This window comes from Terribium retamae, assembly GCF_022347545.1.
GTDB classification, from domain to species: Bacteria; Pseudomonadota; Alphaproteobacteria; order Rhizobiales; family Rhizobiaceae; genus Mesorhizobium; species Mesorhizobium retamae.
Map to the genome: position 1 here is coordinate 1 of NZ_JAKREW010000076.1, position 13,268 is coordinate 13,268.

At 62.8% G+C, this 13,268-nt stretch carries 14 protein-coding genes; 6 read left to right on the forward strand and 8 right to left on the reverse strand.

What is annotated here, in order from left to right:
- The first annotated feature begins 203 nt into the window (after positions 1-203).
- Positions 204-1,112, forward strand: a complete 909-nt coding sequence (locus L4923_RS29495) for a LysR family transcriptional regulator (protein ID WP_239370671.1) — start codon at positions 204-206, stop codon at positions 1,110-1,112.
- Positions 1,113-1,175: 63 nt separating this feature from the next.
- On the forward strand, positions 1,176-1,400 hold the full coding sequence (locus tag L4923_RS29500) for an alkylphosphonate utilization protein (RefSeq protein WP_239370672.1): 225 nt from the start codon (positions 1,176-1,178) through the stop codon (positions 1,398-1,400).
- Between the two features lie 66 nt (positions 1,401-1,466).
- On the opposite strand, the gene L4923_RS29505 is transcribed toward L4923_RS29500, so the two are convergent.
- On the reverse strand, positions 1,467-1,817 hold the full coding sequence (locus tag L4923_RS29505) for a DUF2200 domain-containing protein (protein ID WP_239370673.1): 351 nt from the start codon (positions 1,815-1,817) through the stop codon (positions 1,467-1,469).
- A 122-nt stretch (positions 1,818-1,939) separates the two neighbouring features.
- The gene (locus L4923_RS29510) at positions 1,940-2,683 is read right to left on the reverse strand and encodes an SDR family oxidoreductase (protein WP_239370674.1); all 744 of its coding nucleotides are present in this window, start codon (positions 2,681-2,683) and stop codon (positions 1,940-1,942) included.
- 99 nt (positions 2,684-2,782) lie between these two features.
- On the opposite strand from L4923_RS29510, the gene L4923_RS29515 reads away from it, so the two are divergent.
- The gene (locus L4923_RS29515) at positions 2,783-3,697 is read left to right on the forward strand and encodes an AraC family transcriptional regulator (protein ID WP_239370675.1); all 915 of its coding nucleotides are present in this window, start codon (positions 2,783-2,785) and stop codon (positions 3,695-3,697) included.
- A 6-nt stretch (positions 3,698-3,703) separates the two neighbouring features.
- Here the strand turns inward: L4923_RS29515 and L4923_RS29520 are convergent, their stop codons facing one another.
- From L4923_RS29520 to L4923_RS29545, 6 genes are all read right to left on the reverse strand, one after another.
- Positions 3,704-4,513 carry a TIGR02186 family protein gene (locus tag L4923_RS29520; protein WP_239370676.1) on the reverse strand — a complete coding sequence of 270 codons (810 nt, stop codon included), beginning with the start codon at positions 4,511-4,513 and terminating at the stop codon, positions 3,704-3,706.
- 83 nt (positions 4,514-4,596) lie between these two features.
- Entirely contained in the window at positions 4,597-5,520 is a 924-nt protein-coding gene (locus tag L4923_RS29525; RefSeq protein WP_239370677.1) for a sulfite exporter TauE/SafE family protein, read from the reverse strand.
- Between the two features lie 329 nt (positions 5,521-5,849).
- The gene (locus L4923_RS29530) at positions 5,850-7,535 is read right to left on the reverse strand and encodes a dipeptide ABC transporter ATP-binding protein (protein ID WP_239370678.1); all 1,686 of its coding nucleotides are present in this window, start codon (positions 7,533-7,535) and stop codon (positions 5,850-5,852) included.
- Positions 7,532-8,446 carry an ABC transporter permease gene (locus L4923_RS29535; RefSeq protein ID WP_239370679.1) on the reverse strand — a complete coding sequence of 305 codons (915 nt, stop codon included), beginning with the start codon at positions 8,444-8,446 and terminating at the stop codon, positions 7,532-7,534. Before L4923_RS29535 ends, L4923_RS29530 begins: the two co-directional genes overlap by 4 nt.
- Before the next feature lie 16 nt (positions 8,447-8,462).
- Complete coding sequence (locus L4923_RS29540) at positions 8,463-9,434, reverse strand: ABC transporter permease (RefSeq protein ID WP_239370680.1); 972 nt, start codon at positions 9,432-9,434, stop codon at positions 8,463-8,465.
- Positions 9,435-9,810: 376 nt separating this feature from the next.
- Positions 9,811-10,512, reverse strand: coding sequence for a creatininase family protein (locus L4923_RS29545; protein ID WP_239370681.1), 702 nt, complete (start codon positions 10,510-10,512; stop codon positions 9,811-9,813).
- Between the two features lie 196 nt (positions 10,513-10,708).
- On the opposite strand from L4923_RS29545, the gene L4923_RS29550 reads away from it, so the two are divergent.
- The 3 genes from L4923_RS29550 to L4923_RS29560 form a co-directional block, all read left to right on the forward strand.
- The gene (locus tag L4923_RS29550; protein ID WP_239370682.1) at positions 10,709-11,281 is read left to right on the forward strand and encodes a MarR family winged helix-turn-helix transcriptional regulator; all 573 of its coding nucleotides are present in this window, start codon (positions 10,709-10,711) and stop codon (positions 11,279-11,281) included.
- 43 nt (positions 11,282-11,324) lie between these two features.
- Positions 11,325-12,905 carry an ABC transporter substrate-binding protein gene (locus L4923_RS29555; protein WP_239370683.1) on the forward strand — a complete coding sequence of 527 codons (1,581 nt, stop codon included), beginning with the start codon at positions 11,325-11,327 and terminating at the stop codon, positions 12,903-12,905.
- 67 nt (positions 12,906-12,972) lie between these two features.
- Positions 12,973-13,268 (forward strand): isoaspartyl peptidase/L-asparaginase (locus tag L4923_RS29560; protein ID WP_239370684.1); only part of this gene is annotated, 296 nt, incomplete at its 3' end.

A 13,268-nucleotide genomic window follows, 5' to 3' on the forward strand; every position in this document is an offset into this window, starting at 1 on the left:
TTTTCTGCTGGTTTTTTTTTTTTCTGTGCCGACAAATTTGTTGGTTTGGTTCCCTATATTTGGGGGGGTTGGGGGGGGGGTTTTTCCCCCCCCCGGGGGGCCCGGGGGTTGCCAATTGCCCCACCCCCCACGCGGTGAAAACGTTGGCGATTCACGAACGGTTTTCCGATGCCGCGCCGGCTGAGATGCGATAGAACCGCGGCATGAAGTGGACGGTCGAAGAAATCAGGACGTTCCTGGATGTCATGGAGGCAGGCACCGTTTCGGGTGCTGCCGCACGCTCCAACCTGTCGAAGTCGGTCATCAGCAAGCGCATCACCGATCTCGAGGCGGCGCTCGGCACCGCGCTGTTCCGGCGCCATGCCGGACGCATCACGCCGACGGAAGGCGCGGAGGAACTGGCGCTCAGGCTGCGCCCAGCGCTGGCGGAAATGAACGATGCCGTCGAAAGCGCCGCCTGGGGCATGGTCGGGCTCAGGGGCTCGCTCGCCATTGCGGCACCGATGAGTTTCGGCATCAACCATCTCAGCCCCGTCGTCGCCGATTTCGCGCGCCAGCATCCCGAACTCGCCATCACGCTCGATTATGACGACAGGACGGTCGATCTCGTGCGCGGCCGTTTCGACCTGGCCGTCAGGATCGGCCAGCTGCGCGATTCCGGGCTCATGGTGCGCAAGCTCTGCGAAGACCCCAGGGTCGTGGTCGCAAGTCCGGACTACCTGGCCCGTCGCGGCATGCCGGAAAGCCTCGATGACCTGCAGGCGCATTCCAGCATCGGCTACCTCAATGTCCATGCCGCCAGCGTGTGGCAGTTCTCCAGCGAAGACGGGACGGTGACGGGTGTTGCGATGCAAAGCCGCGTCACCGCGAACAATGGCGAGGCCATGCGCGATATGGCCATCGCCGGCCTCGGCGTCGCGCTGCTGCCGCTGTTCGTTGCCCATGAGGCGCTGCGGCAAGGCCGGCTGGTGCGGATCGCGTCAAAGCTGACCCCGGTGCCGTTGCCGATCTCGGTCGTCTGGCCGCCGGTCAAGCCGATGCCGATGAAACTGCGTGCGATCGTGGATCACCTCGCACAGGCTTTCAGCGAACGTCCGCCCTGGCTGGATTAGCGCTGGGCTTTGCGTCACTCATTCCTGTGGTGTAGTGCGGGGCAGAATCTGGAGATGGGCAACATGACCGACGACGTGGTGGTACGCGACAGCAATGGAACGCAGCTGAACGACGGCGATTCCGTCACGCTGATCAAGGATCTGAAGGTCAAGGGAACCTCGGAAACCCTCAAGCGCGGAACGCTGGTCAAGAACATTCGACTGAACGGCAATCCGGGCGAGATCGAAGCCAACACCAAGCAGGTCAAGGGCTTGGTGCTGAAGACCGAATTCGTCAAGAAGGCCTGAGCCGCAAAGCGGGCGACGGATGTTTGTCGCGACAAGGCAGCGGCCGCAACCGGCGATGCCGGCGGGTCACTTCCGCAGGATCTTCTCCATCGGCCTGCCTTTGGCCAGTTCGTCCACCAGCTTGTCCAGGTAGCGGACTTCGCGCATCAGCGGGTCTTCGATCTCTTCCACCCGTACCCCGCAGACCACGCCTGTGATCAGCGAACGCGAGGGGTTCAGCCTGGGTGCCTGGGCAAAGAAGTCCTCGAAATTCGTCTTTTCCACCAACCGGTCGTTCAGTGCCTCCTGGCTGTATCCGGTCAGCCAGCGAATGATCTCGTCGACCTCCGCCTGCGTGCGGCCCTTCTTTTCCGCCTTCGCGACATAGAAGGGGTAAACGCCCGCCACGCTCATGGAATAGATGCGATGTTTCGCCATGCCGTCTCCTGATCTCGCGGGGCGATCATCCGACCGAATGCCGCCGGGATCAAGCCGATCTTCCTTGAGCGAAGAAAGGCCTGGCAGGCTGCTGCACAGGCAACGACCGCCCGCCGGCATCGTCACGCGGCGTGGAAGAGCGCCAGCGCATCCGCACCCGCCGGGAAACGCAACCTCCCGGTGGTGTCGTGGACGGCGTTCCAGACAGCTTCGGCCACATCGGTCTCCTTCGTGGTGGCCGCCGGTTGCGCGAATGCCTGGAAGATCGGGGCAGCGAAATCGGCATAGGCTTGCGGAATGAGATCCTCGACGCGGACCGACGTGTTCTGGGCAAAGCGGGTGGTCGGCGCATAGCCTGGCTCGACCAGCTTGGCGCGGACGTTGAAGTGTTGGAGTTCATGGGCCAGCGAGCCGGTGAACCCCTCGATGGCCTGCTTGCTGGCCGTATAGGCGGCGGCCAGCGGCATCGGGGCGAGCGTTGCGCTCGATGTGACATTGACGATCATGCCCGACCGGCGCTCCCGCATCTGGGGGATGACTGCCTGTGTCATGGCCATGACGCCCAGCGTGTTGGTTTCGAACACCTTGCGGATATGGGCCATCGGTGTGGCTTCGAACGCGCCGACGACACCGATCCCCGCATTGTTGACAAGCACATCGATCGGTCCCGTCGCCTCGATTGCATCGGCGATGCTGCCTTCATCCGTCACGTCGAGCGGCAGGATGCGCAGGGCATCCGAGCGTGGCAGCGCGTCCTGGCGCGGGGTGCGCATCGTCGCGACGACATTCCATTGCCTGGCCAGGAAATGGCGCGCGGTCTCCAGTCCATAACCGGAAGAGCAGCCGGTGATCAGTATGGTCTTCATGATTGTCTCCATTGGTGAGCGTCCATGAAACCATGCTAATCAGCGGCTGTCAGACTATCTACAATTGAAAGTCCATATATTATTTGCAATAGTCCGGATATGATTGACCCTCTTTCGCAAGTCATCGGTCTGCTGCATCCCCGCGCCGTCTTCACCAAGGGCATCAGCGGTGCGGGGCGGTGGGGCGTCCGTTACGCGGATTTCGGCCATCCCAGCTTTGCCATCGTCATCGAGGGTTCCTGTCGCCTGGCCGTCGACGGACAGAAGGAACTGGTCCTGGAGGCGGGCGATTTCGTGCTGTTGCCGACGACGCCCGGCTTCACTATGTCAGGCTTCGAGCCCGTCACACCGCAATTCATCGACCCTCTCTTGGCGAGTGCGGAAACCGGGGAGGTTCGTCATGGCAGGCAGGATGGCCCGCCGGATGTTCGCCTTCTCGGCGGGTATTTCCTTTTCGGCAATGAGGACGCCAGCCTGCTGGTATCGCTTTTGCCGGAGCAGGTTCATATCCGTGGCATGGAACGGCTGTCCGTCTGGGTCGGGCTTCTGATCGAAGAGGCGGCCGCGGCGCATTCGGGGCGTGAGCTCGTACTGAGCCGACTTGTCGAGATCGTGCTGGTCGAAGCCTTGCGATGCGCGCAAACGCCCGATGCTCCTGCGGGATTGCTGCGTGGGCTGGGCGATGCCCGGCTGGCGCAGGCCATCCGGAAGATGCATGCCGACCCCGCTCGTCCTTGGACGATGGCCGAACTTGCGGCACAGGCCGCACTTTCGCGCTCGGCCTTCTTCGACCGCTTCACGCGCAATGTCGGCATGCCGCCGATGGAATATCTGCTTTCCTGGCGAATGGCGCTGGCAAAGGACCTGCTGCGCCGGCAGGAAGCCGACATCGCCGATGTCGCCGAGCGCGTCGGCTATGGATCGGCGAGTACGTTCAGCACCGCTTTCAGCCGCCATGTCGGCCAGCCGCCCGGCCGTTACGCCCGTAGCGCTGGACACGCTCAGCCGGCCTGAGCCCCTTCAATCCTTGCGGAAGACGATGCGGCCGAGCCAGCCGGTGATCATGGCGAGGCAGATGGCGAAGAAGCCGTAGAGGAAGGAATAATTGTGCGCGGCGCGGAAGATCGACTGTTCGAAACCTGATTTGCGGATTTCGAGCTGGGCCGAGTTCTCCTTCACGAAGACGCCGTTCTTGAACAGGAAAGCACGCGCCTTATGCGTGCCCACCGGCACGCTGGGTGCCAGCCGAACGGTGGCGCGGAACAGGTTCTGCGACAGGAACTGCACGCCGCCGACATTCTCGCTGTACTGGCCGGTCGCGGACTTCCTTTCGCGCAGGGCCGCGGTGAATTCCGCGATGGTGGCCGGGCTCTCGCCTTCCTCCATGGGCTGCATGTAGATGTTGTTGGCACCGAGCGAGAGCTGCTTGTAGCTGGCGGGCTCGGTGATGTCCTGGAACGGGCGCGTGGTGGCCACAGAATAGGAGACCGGCACGTTCTCGAAGGTTTCCGATTCCAGGTTGATCCACACGCCGAGAATGCGATCCTTGCGGCGCACGACCACCGGGCGGGCCGGGCCTTCCAGCACGACGATGACATCATAGCGTCCCTGCCGCGCGATCTGCGGGTCGCCATCTTCCAGCGCCCCGAAGATGGTGAGGTCCGCACCGGTGAAACCGGCGGTGATCATCACCCTGTCGGTGGAGAGGCCGATCTGGATGTTTTCCTGGTGCGGCGACTGCGCCGCTGCCGGAAGAACGAAAGCCAGCGCGAACAGGAAGAGCAGCCCGCATGACCCCGAAAAGTTGCAGACTTTTCGGATAAGGCTCATGCGGCAAAACAAGAAGCATGACCCCGAAAAGTTGCAGACTTTTCGGATAAGGCTCATGCGGCAAAGCAGGGATCCGGCTGCCATCAGCTCAGCCCCAGCACGGCAAGCGAATAGCGGTTGGGCGGCGTCACGAACAGGTCGAAGGCGAGGCGGAGCGCCACCGCCAGCACCAGCAGGGCCAGCAGCGCGCGCAACTGCTCGCCGCGCAGCTTCTGTCCAGCCCTGGCGCCATACTGTGCCCCGGCAACGCCGCCGACCATCAGCACGAAGGCCAGGATCACGTCCACCGTCTGGTTGGTGGTGGCATGCACCAGCGTGGTGTAGGCCGAGGTGAAGATGATCTGGAACAGCGAGGTGCCGATGACGACATTGGTCGGCACTTTCAAAAGATAGATCAGGGCCGGCACCATGATGAAGCCGCCGCCGACGCCCATGATCGACGACAGGAAGCCGATCGCGGCACCAAGACCCAACACTGGAATGACGCTGACGAACAGCTTGGACGCGCGGAAGCGCATCTTGAGCGGCAGCCGGTGGATCCAGTTGTGCTGGCCGGATTTCTTCAGCACAGGTGCTGCGCCACTGCGCGTGGCGCGCAGCGCATTGACGCTTTCCACCATCATCAGCCCGCCGACCGTGCCGAGCAGCACCACGTAGAGCAGGGAGATGAACAGGTCGAGCTGGCCGATCTCGCGCAACAGCCCGAACACGTAGATGCCCACCGTCGAGCCGACGACACCGCCGGCTAACAGCACCCCGCCCAGCTTGAAGTCGAGCGTCCCCCTTTTCATGTGCGACAGCACGCCGGACACAGACGAGGCGATGACCTGGTTGGCGCCCGTGGCCACCGCGATCGCCGGCGGAATGTTGTAGAAGATCAACAACGGGGTGATGAGGAAACCGCCGCCGACGCCGAACATGCCCGACAGGAAACCCACCGCTGCGCCCATGGCGAGCAGCACCAGGATGTTGACGGAAATTTCCGCGATCGGGAGATAAATGCTCACCCGTCAGTCTCGATCAATACAGCCTTCGGCGACAGAACCTCTGTCCGGTATAACACCGAAAAGCTAACTCGTTCTTGCGCCCGCACCGCACCCGGGAAAGCCCGTGTCACGCTTGCCGAAACAAAAACCCATTCAAGCAGTTAACGAGAGACCTAACAGGCAATTTGATGGCAAGGCATCGCGAAGGCGACGCCTTTGGCGCTATTTGCGCGAGGTGATGCGAAAGGAGCACGATCCGGTCGTGGAAGGGACCACACCACGTCGCATCATAGGCGCGGGTTTATCCTTGAGGACGCTTCCTTCCGGCCGGCCACGACCGACCGGTGATTCTACACGGCCAGTTTCGGCACCGCGTCGAGCAGCATTTTCGTGTAGGGCTGCTGGGGAGCCTCGAAAAGCTGAGCCACGTTTGCCTCTTCCACGATCTTGCCGTGGTGCATGACGACGACCCGGTCGCACAGATGGCGCACCACCGACAGGTCGTGGCTGATGAACAGCAATGTCAGGTTCAGCGTGCGGCGCAATTCGATCAGAAGGTTGATCACCTGCGCCTGGATCGAGACATCGAGCGAGGCGACCGGCTCGTCGCAGACGATCAGTTCCGGCTGCATGGCGAGCGCGCGTGCAATCGCGATGCGCTGGCGCTGGCCGCCGGAGAATTGATGCGGATAACGGTCTGCGAGCGCAGGGTCGAAGGCGACCGCTTTCAGCCAGCGGTTCACATAGGCTCGGGCGTCGCGACGTGTGGTGAGGCCATGCGCCAGCGGTCCGTCTGCGACGGACTGGAAGATGGTGCGGCGCGGGTCGAGCGAGGCATAGGGATCCTGGAAGATCATCTGCACCCCCGTGCCGAGCTTGCGCTGACCTTCGCGCACCTTCCTGCCCCCGACGGTCACATTGCCTGCCGTCGGCGTATAGATGCCGCAGATGATGCGGCCGAGGGTCGATTTGCCCGAACCGCTCTCGCCGACCAGCCCGAGCACCTCGCCCTGCGCGATGGTCAGCTTGGCGCCCTTGACGGCATGGACGGCATGGGACGGCTGGCCGATGCCGAATTTTTGCGTGAAACGCCCGACGCGGCCAACGGCACGCTCGAAAACCATATCGACATCGTCGACCTGAACGAACGCGCCGTCGGCAGCCTTGGGAGCGGTTTTGGCCAAATCATCGAGCACGATCGGGCCGGAACTTTCGGTCGTCGCGGAAGCCAGCAATTCGCCGGGCCTGGCGCGCGAGGGCAGGGCGTCGAGCAGGCCTTGCGTATAGGGATGCTGCGGCTGGCCGAGCACCTCGGCCACTGTACCGGTCTCCACGATCTCGCCGCGCCGCATCACCGCGATGCGCTGCGAGATCTGGCTGACCGTCGCCAGGTCGTGGCTGATCCAGATCATCGAGACGCCGAGTTCCGCCACCAGCGCCTTCATTTCCTTGAGGATGTCCGCCTGTACAGAGACGTCGAGGGCCGTCGTCGGCTCGTCGGCGATCACCAGCTTGGGTTTGTGCAGGAGGGCGATCGCAATGGCGACACGCTGGCGCATACCGCCGGAGAACTGGTGCGGATATTGATCGATCTTCTTTTCGGGCTCGACGATGCGCACACGCGCCAGCGCCTCCACGGCGCGGCGGCGCACCTCCTGGTCGCTGGCCTTTTCATGGGCGCGGATCGCCATGGCGATCTGATCGACGATCTTCAGCACAGGGTTCAGCGTCATCATCGGGTCCTGGAAGACCATCGCGATCTCGCGGCCGCGGATCCTGCGCAACTCCTGGTCCGGCAGGCCGACGATCTCGCGTCCCGCGAGCTTGATGGAACTGCCCGGCTGCACCTTGCCGTTGGCGTCGAGCAGGCCGATCAGCGAGAAACCGGTGATCGACTTGCCCGAGCCGGATTCGCCCACCAGGCCGAAGATCTCGCCCTTGCGCACCTCGAAGGAGATGCCGTCGACCGACTTGACGGTACCGCGCTCGGTTTCGAAATAGGTGCGCAGGTTCTCGACTTTGAGAAGTTCGGTCATTTGCGCAGCCGTGGATTGAGTTGATCGCGGACCTGATCGCCGACCAGATTGATCGCCATGATCAGGATGATGAGGGCGACGCCCGGATAGATCGAGATCCAGTAGCGGCCCGATAGCAGATACTGAAAGCCGTTCGAGATCAACATGCCGAGCGAGGGTTCGGTGGGCGGTAGGCCGACGCCGAGGAAGGAGAGCGTCGCTTCCAGCGAGATGGCGGCGGCGACCTGCACCGTGGCGACCACGATCAGCGGCGGCAGCGAATTCGGCAGGATGTGCCGGGTGATCACGAACCAGCCGCTCATCGGAATGGAGAGCGCGGCCTGCACATAATCCTTCTGCCGTTCGGCCGAAGCAGCGCCATGGGCGGTGCGCACGAAATAGGCGTATTGGGCAAAGACCAGCGCCAGGATCAGCTGCCCCTTCCCCTGCCCCAGCAGGGCGGCGACGACGAAGGCGAGCAGAATTGCCGGGAAGGACAATTGTACGTCCACCAGGCGCATGATGAAGGTCTCGAAACGGCCGCCGGCATAGGCGGCGAAACAGCCGACAATGGCGCCGATGGTGAAGGCGACCGCGCCGGCGATCAGGCCCATCTCCAGCGAGATGCGCAGGCCATAGATGATTGCGGACAGGAGGTCACGGCCTTGGCTGTCGGTGCCGAGCAGATAGTGCATGCCATTGGCGCCGACGAAGCCAGGCGGGCGGCGCGCGTCGCGCAGCACCAGCGAGCGCAGGTCATAGGGATCCTGCGGCGTGATGAAGGGCGCGAAGATGGCGACCAGCACGATGACCAGTACCACGCCCAGCGCAATCGTGGCGACCTTGTTGCGGAAGAAGACGCGCCAGAAGTCGCGCCAGGCAGAAGCGGGGGGCGCGCTTTCGAAATTGTCCTTGATGATGACGTCGCTCATGTCAGCGTCCCCCATGTCAGCGGCCTTTGAGCCGAAGGCGCGGATCGAGCGCGGCATAGGCGAGATCGACGCTGAGATTGATGACGACGAACAGCACCGAGACCATCATCAGATAGGCCACCATGACCGGGCGATCGAGCGACGCTATGGAATCGATGATCAGCTTGCCGAGGCCCGGCCAGTTGAAGATCGTTTCCGTCACCAGCGCGAAGGCCAGTGTCGAGCCGAGCTCGAGGCCGAACACCGTGACCAGGGGGATAGAGATCAGCTTCAGCACGTGCTTGCGCAGGATGGTCCGTTCGGGAATGCCGGCGGCGCGCGCGAACTTGATGGCGTCTGTGGTCATCACCTCGCGGGTGCCGGCAGCGGCGAGCCGGCACATCATCGACATCTTGAACAGCGACAGGTTGAGGACGGGCAGGAGCAGATGCTTCCAGCCGTCCAGCGTGAGGAAGGAGAAGGGGATTCCGAACAGGCTGGCCGTCTGACCGCGTCCGCCCGCCGGCAGCACGCCGAACTGGACGGCGAAGAGCATGATCAACATCAGACCAATCCAGAAGGTCGGCACCGAAAAGCCAAGGATCGAACCCGCCATGATGATGCGGGAAGCGAGGCTGTTGGGTCGGTAGCCGGCATAGATGCCGAGCGGAACGCCGATCAGCGAGGCCAGCAGCACGGCGATCACCGCCAACTCCAGTGTCGCGGGCAGGCGCTGCGAGATCAGTTCTCCGACAGGCATGTTGAAGACGAAGGAACGGCCGAAATCACCGGTCGACATCGAGCCGACGAAGTCGAGATATTGTTTCCACAGCGGCTGGTCGAGGCCGTATTCGGCAATCACCTGCTCGCGGATCGCCTGGGTGGCGTCGGGCGAGATCAGCACGTCCACCGGATTGCCGATCACATAGACCCCGGTGAACACCAGGATCGACATCACGATCAGCACGATGACCGCCTGACTGAGGCGCTTGAACACGAAGGAGGTCATGCGGCGACCTCGAAACGGTGCTTGCTGTGTTTCATATGCCCTCCCGCAACAGATATCCCTGACTTACTCCAGGGGATGTACGCCAGCACTTCGCGGTGGTTGTGAGTTCCTAGGTACCAACCGTCGGCGCCGCCCCTCACCTGCCTGCCGGCATCCTCTCCCCGTGAACGGGGAGAGGGCGGCCCCCGCCGGGGATTTCGCCAATTGCCAGCGTTGCAGGACAAGCGCCAACGTTGCGGCCAGCCGCCTTCTCCCCGTTCACGGGGAGAAGTGCCCGGCAGGGCGATGAGGGGCAGCACTGTGCCTGGCTGATTGTCGTAACCTTCCTTTTCCCACAAGGGGAGAAGGGGTAGGTCGCAATGCCGCCGTCCACCCATCAATGCCAGCCGTTCTCGATCTCGTCGCGGGTCTCGGCGATGGCGACGTCCCAGATCGCGAACATGTCCGCGTCCGGACGCTGGAACACGCCGTGATAATTGCCCTCGGCGATGCGCTCGCGCTTGCGGCCGGCATCGACGCGGCCGGTGGCTGCGAAATCGATGCGATCCTTCTTGAAGTTCGGCACCGGCGCGCCTTCGAGGCGGGTCCAGGGGAAGTTCTCCATCCAGCTCGCATGGCTCGCGGCCGGGTCGATCTCCTGTACCTTGGCCATGGTCTGTGGCGCGCGCCACCAGTCGTGCAGCTTCACCGAAGTGTCGCGATGGCTGTTCATCCATTCCGACAGCAGCGGGGCGATTGGCGAATTGCCGCCATGGCCGTTGACGATGAGGATGCGGCGGAAGCCGGAGCGATAGACGCTGTCAAGCATGTCCTCGATGACATTGATGTAGGTGCGCAGCGTGAGCGTGATGGTGCCGGGGAAATCAGCAAAACCCGAGGCCATGCCATAGGGCAGGCAGGGGAAGACGGGCACGCCCAGCGGTTCGGCAGCTTCCACCGAAATGCGCTCGGCCAGGATCATGTCGGTCGCGAGGCTGAGATAGGCATGCTGTTCAACCGAGCCGATCGGCAGGACGCAGCGATCATCGACCTTGGCGCGCTCTTCCACCTGAGCCCAGTGCATGTCCTGAATGCGCATTTCCGAAAACTCCATTGTCTGCGACCGCTATTGCCCCGATTGGGGCATGCGCCAGCCTGCCCAGATGCGGCACGGACCGGCAACAAAACTGCGAGATATCTCCAATTAAGTTCCATTAGGAACAAAAATATCAGGTTGACGCAACAAAAATTTCAATTACCGTCCCGTTTGGGACTAAATGCAGGGGCGAGGTTTTATGGATCGATTGCTGAGCACGGCCCTGCATGAGGCGCGCGCAGGCCGGGAGACGCCGGGCTCGCAGCATCTTCCGCAGGACGATCCGCTGTTTCCGAAACTGTGGGACAACCCCTGCTGGCTCTCGTTCCGGCTGAACTTCCTGGCCCTGCAGTTCAACAATCCCGTCTATGGCCGCATCCAGCAGCAGCTTGGCCTGCTGCGGCCGGAATTCGTCGTTTTGTGGTCGCTCTATCTCGGCAATGGCCTGACACTGACCGAGGTGGTTCGTTCGTCCAACTTTCCGAAGAACACGCTGAGCCGTGCCGTCAACAAGGTGGCGACACTCGGTCTGATCGACCGCGAGATCGATCCCTCCGATCAGCGCCGCGTCACCTTGACCTTGACGGAGAAGGGCCGCGCCGCCGTGGTTTCCGTCAAGGAACTGATGCTCGAGCACGAGCGCGCCATGCTCGAATGCCTTTCACCCGCCGAACGGCTGACCCTGTCGGACCTGCTGACCAAGATGGTCGTCGCTTCCGGCAGCTGGCCCCGCGATCTGGACCTGAATGCCGAGGCGGCTACCACCGACTGATCCGCGGTCGACATCAAGAAACAAGAACCAAGAGGAGATCCCAATGAGAACCGCTTCCTTCCTGCGCTCGGCCTTGCTGGCTTCGACACTGTTCGTGTCGCTGCCGGCGCTTGCCGCCGACCTGATCATAGCCACCAAATCCGGCCCGGCCTCGATGGACCCGCATTTCACGGCCACGTCGGCCAATGCCGAGGCCACCAAGCACGTCTTCGACACGCTGCTGAAGTCCGGCAACAAGCTCGAGGTCGAGCCAAATCTGGCGGTGAGCTGGAAGCCGGTCGACGCTACGACCTGGGAGTTCAAGCTGCGCGAAGGCGTCAAGTTCCATGATGGTTCGGACTTCACCGCCGAGGACGTGAAGTTCTCGATCGAACGCATTCCCAATGTCACCGGGCCGAACCCGTCGACCATCTATGTGCGCCGCGTCGCCGGCGTCGAAGTCGTCGATCCGTTGACGGTGCGCATCAAGACGCATGGCTCGGCGCCGACCCTGCCCAATGATTTCGTGCGTCTGTTCATCGTCTCGCACAAGGCGGCAGCCGCCTATTCCACCAAGGAGACGGCGGCCGAAGGCTTCAACACCGGCAAGGCCACCATCGGCACCGGCCCCTACAAATTCGTCAGCTGGGCGCCGACGCAGGACCTCGTGCTGGAGAAGTTCGACGGCTACTGGGGTGGTGCGCAGCCCTGGGACAAGGTGGTACGCAAGGAAATCCCCAATGACGCCGCCCGCGTCGCCCAGCTCAAGGCTGGCCAGGTCGACCTGATCTCCAAGGTGCCGGCGACCGACCTTGCCAATCTCGAAGCCGATCCGGCTATCGACGTGGTCAAGGACGAGTCTGTCTACATCCCTTATCTGGAATTCGACTTCCGCGCAGATTCTCCAATGGTGTGGGACAAAGCAGGCAAGAAGCTCGACAAGAACCCCTTCCTCGATCCGCGCGTGCGTGAAGCTTTCGATCTCGTCATCGACCGCCAGACCATCGCCGATGTCGCGCTGGAAGGCATGGGCGTTGTGCCGACGCAGCTCGTGAGCTCCAACATCTTCGGTTACAACAAGGAGATCCAACCGGCGGCCTATGACGTCGACAAGGCCAAGCAGTTGATGACCGAGGCCGGCTTCCCCGACGGCTTCAAGGTGTCGCTCAACTATGCCAACGACCGTCTGCCGACCGAGCTCGGGCCGACGGTGGCGCAACTGCTGGCAGCGATCAACGTGCAGGCCGATGTGAACGGCGTGCCGGCCGCGGTGTTCAATCCGGCCAAGACGCGCGGCGAATATTCGCTCTACATGGCGTCCTGGGGCACGCTGACCGGCGAGGCGAATTACATGCTGTCTTCGCTGATGCACACCAACGACAAGGAGAAGTCGCTCGGTGCCTTCAACACGCGCGGCTATTCCAATCCCGAGATGGACAAGCTGATCGAGGAGGCCGGCGTCGAGATGGACGAGGCCAAGCGCCGCGAACTGCTTGAAAAGGCGAACCTTCTCGTCGCGACCGATCGCCCCGATCTGCCGCTGGCCGTCAACGTCTCGGCCTGGGGCGTGAAGACGGACAAGATCACCTACACGCCGCGTTCCGACGAGGACACACTGGCGATGGACGCCAAGCCGAAGCAGTAAGTTTCCAGGAACCCACCGCGGGAGGCGGCCTTCACGGGCCGCTTCCTTTCTCTTGAAGGTACGGACGATGACGAAATTCGCATTGGCGATCCATGGCGGCTGCGGCGTCATGGCCAAGCTCGATCTCAATGAGGAAGAATGGATTGCCGCGCGCCGCGATCTCGGCCGCGCGCTGGAAGCCGGCTACGCCATCCTGAAATCCGGCGGCCGCGCGCTCGACGCCGCGCCGGCCGCCGTCGTGGTCATGGAAGACAGCCCGCATTTCAACGCCGGTCACGGCGCTGCGCTCAACGAAAACGGCGTGCATGAACTCGACGCCTCGATCATGGATGGGCGCTCGCTGGCCGCCGGCGCCGTCAGCGC

What these genes read in the sequence shown, in the direction of transcription:
- L4923_RS29495 (WP_239370671.1), top strand. Translation starts at nt 204, where the DNA reads ATGAAGTGGACGGTCGAAGAAATCAGGACGTTCCTGGATGTCATGGAG.
- L4923_RS29500 (WP_239370672.1), top strand. Translation starts at nt 1,176, where the DNA reads ATGACCGACGACGTGGTGGTACGCGACAGCAATGGAACGCAGCTGAAC.
- L4923_RS29505 (WP_239370673.1), bottom strand. Translation starts at nt 1,817, where the DNA reads ATGGCGAAACATCGCATCTATTCCATGAGCGTGGCGGGCGTTTACCCC.
- L4923_RS29510 (WP_239370674.1), bottom strand. Translation starts at nt 2,683, where the DNA reads ATGAAGACCATACTGATCACCGGCTGCTCTTCCGGTTATGGACTGGAG.
- L4923_RS29515 (WP_239370675.1), top strand. Translation starts at nt 2,783, where the DNA reads ATGATTGACCCTCTTTCGCAAGTCATCGGTCTGCTGCATCCCCGCGCC.
- L4923_RS29520 (WP_239370676.1), bottom strand. Translation starts at nt 4,513, where the DNA reads ATGAGCCTTATCCGAAAAGTCTGCAACTTTTCGGGGTCATGCGGGCTG.
- L4923_RS29530 (WP_239370678.1), bottom strand. Translation starts at nt 7,535, where the DNA reads ATGACCGAACTTCTCAAAGTCGAGAACCTGCGCACCTATTTCGAAACC.
- L4923_RS29535 (WP_239370679.1), bottom strand. Translation starts at nt 8,446, where the DNA reads ATGAGCGACGTCATCATCAAGGACAATTTCGAAAGCGCGCCCCCCGCT.
- L4923_RS29540 (WP_239370680.1), bottom strand. Translation starts at nt 9,434, where the DNA reads ATGACCTCCTTCGTGTTCAAGCGCCTCAGTCAGGCGGTCATCGTGCTG.
- L4923_RS29545 (WP_239370681.1), bottom strand. Translation starts at nt 10,512, where the DNA reads ATGCGCATTCAGGACATGCACTGGGCTCAGGTGGAAGAGCGCGCCAAG.
- L4923_RS29550 (WP_239370682.1), top strand. Translation starts at nt 10,709, where the DNA reads ATGGATCGATTGCTGAGCACGGCCCTGCATGAGGCGCGCGCAGGCCGG.
- L4923_RS29555 (WP_239370683.1), top strand. Translation starts at nt 11,325, where the DNA reads ATGAGAACCGCTTCCTTCCTGCGCTCGGCCTTGCTGGCTTCGACACTG.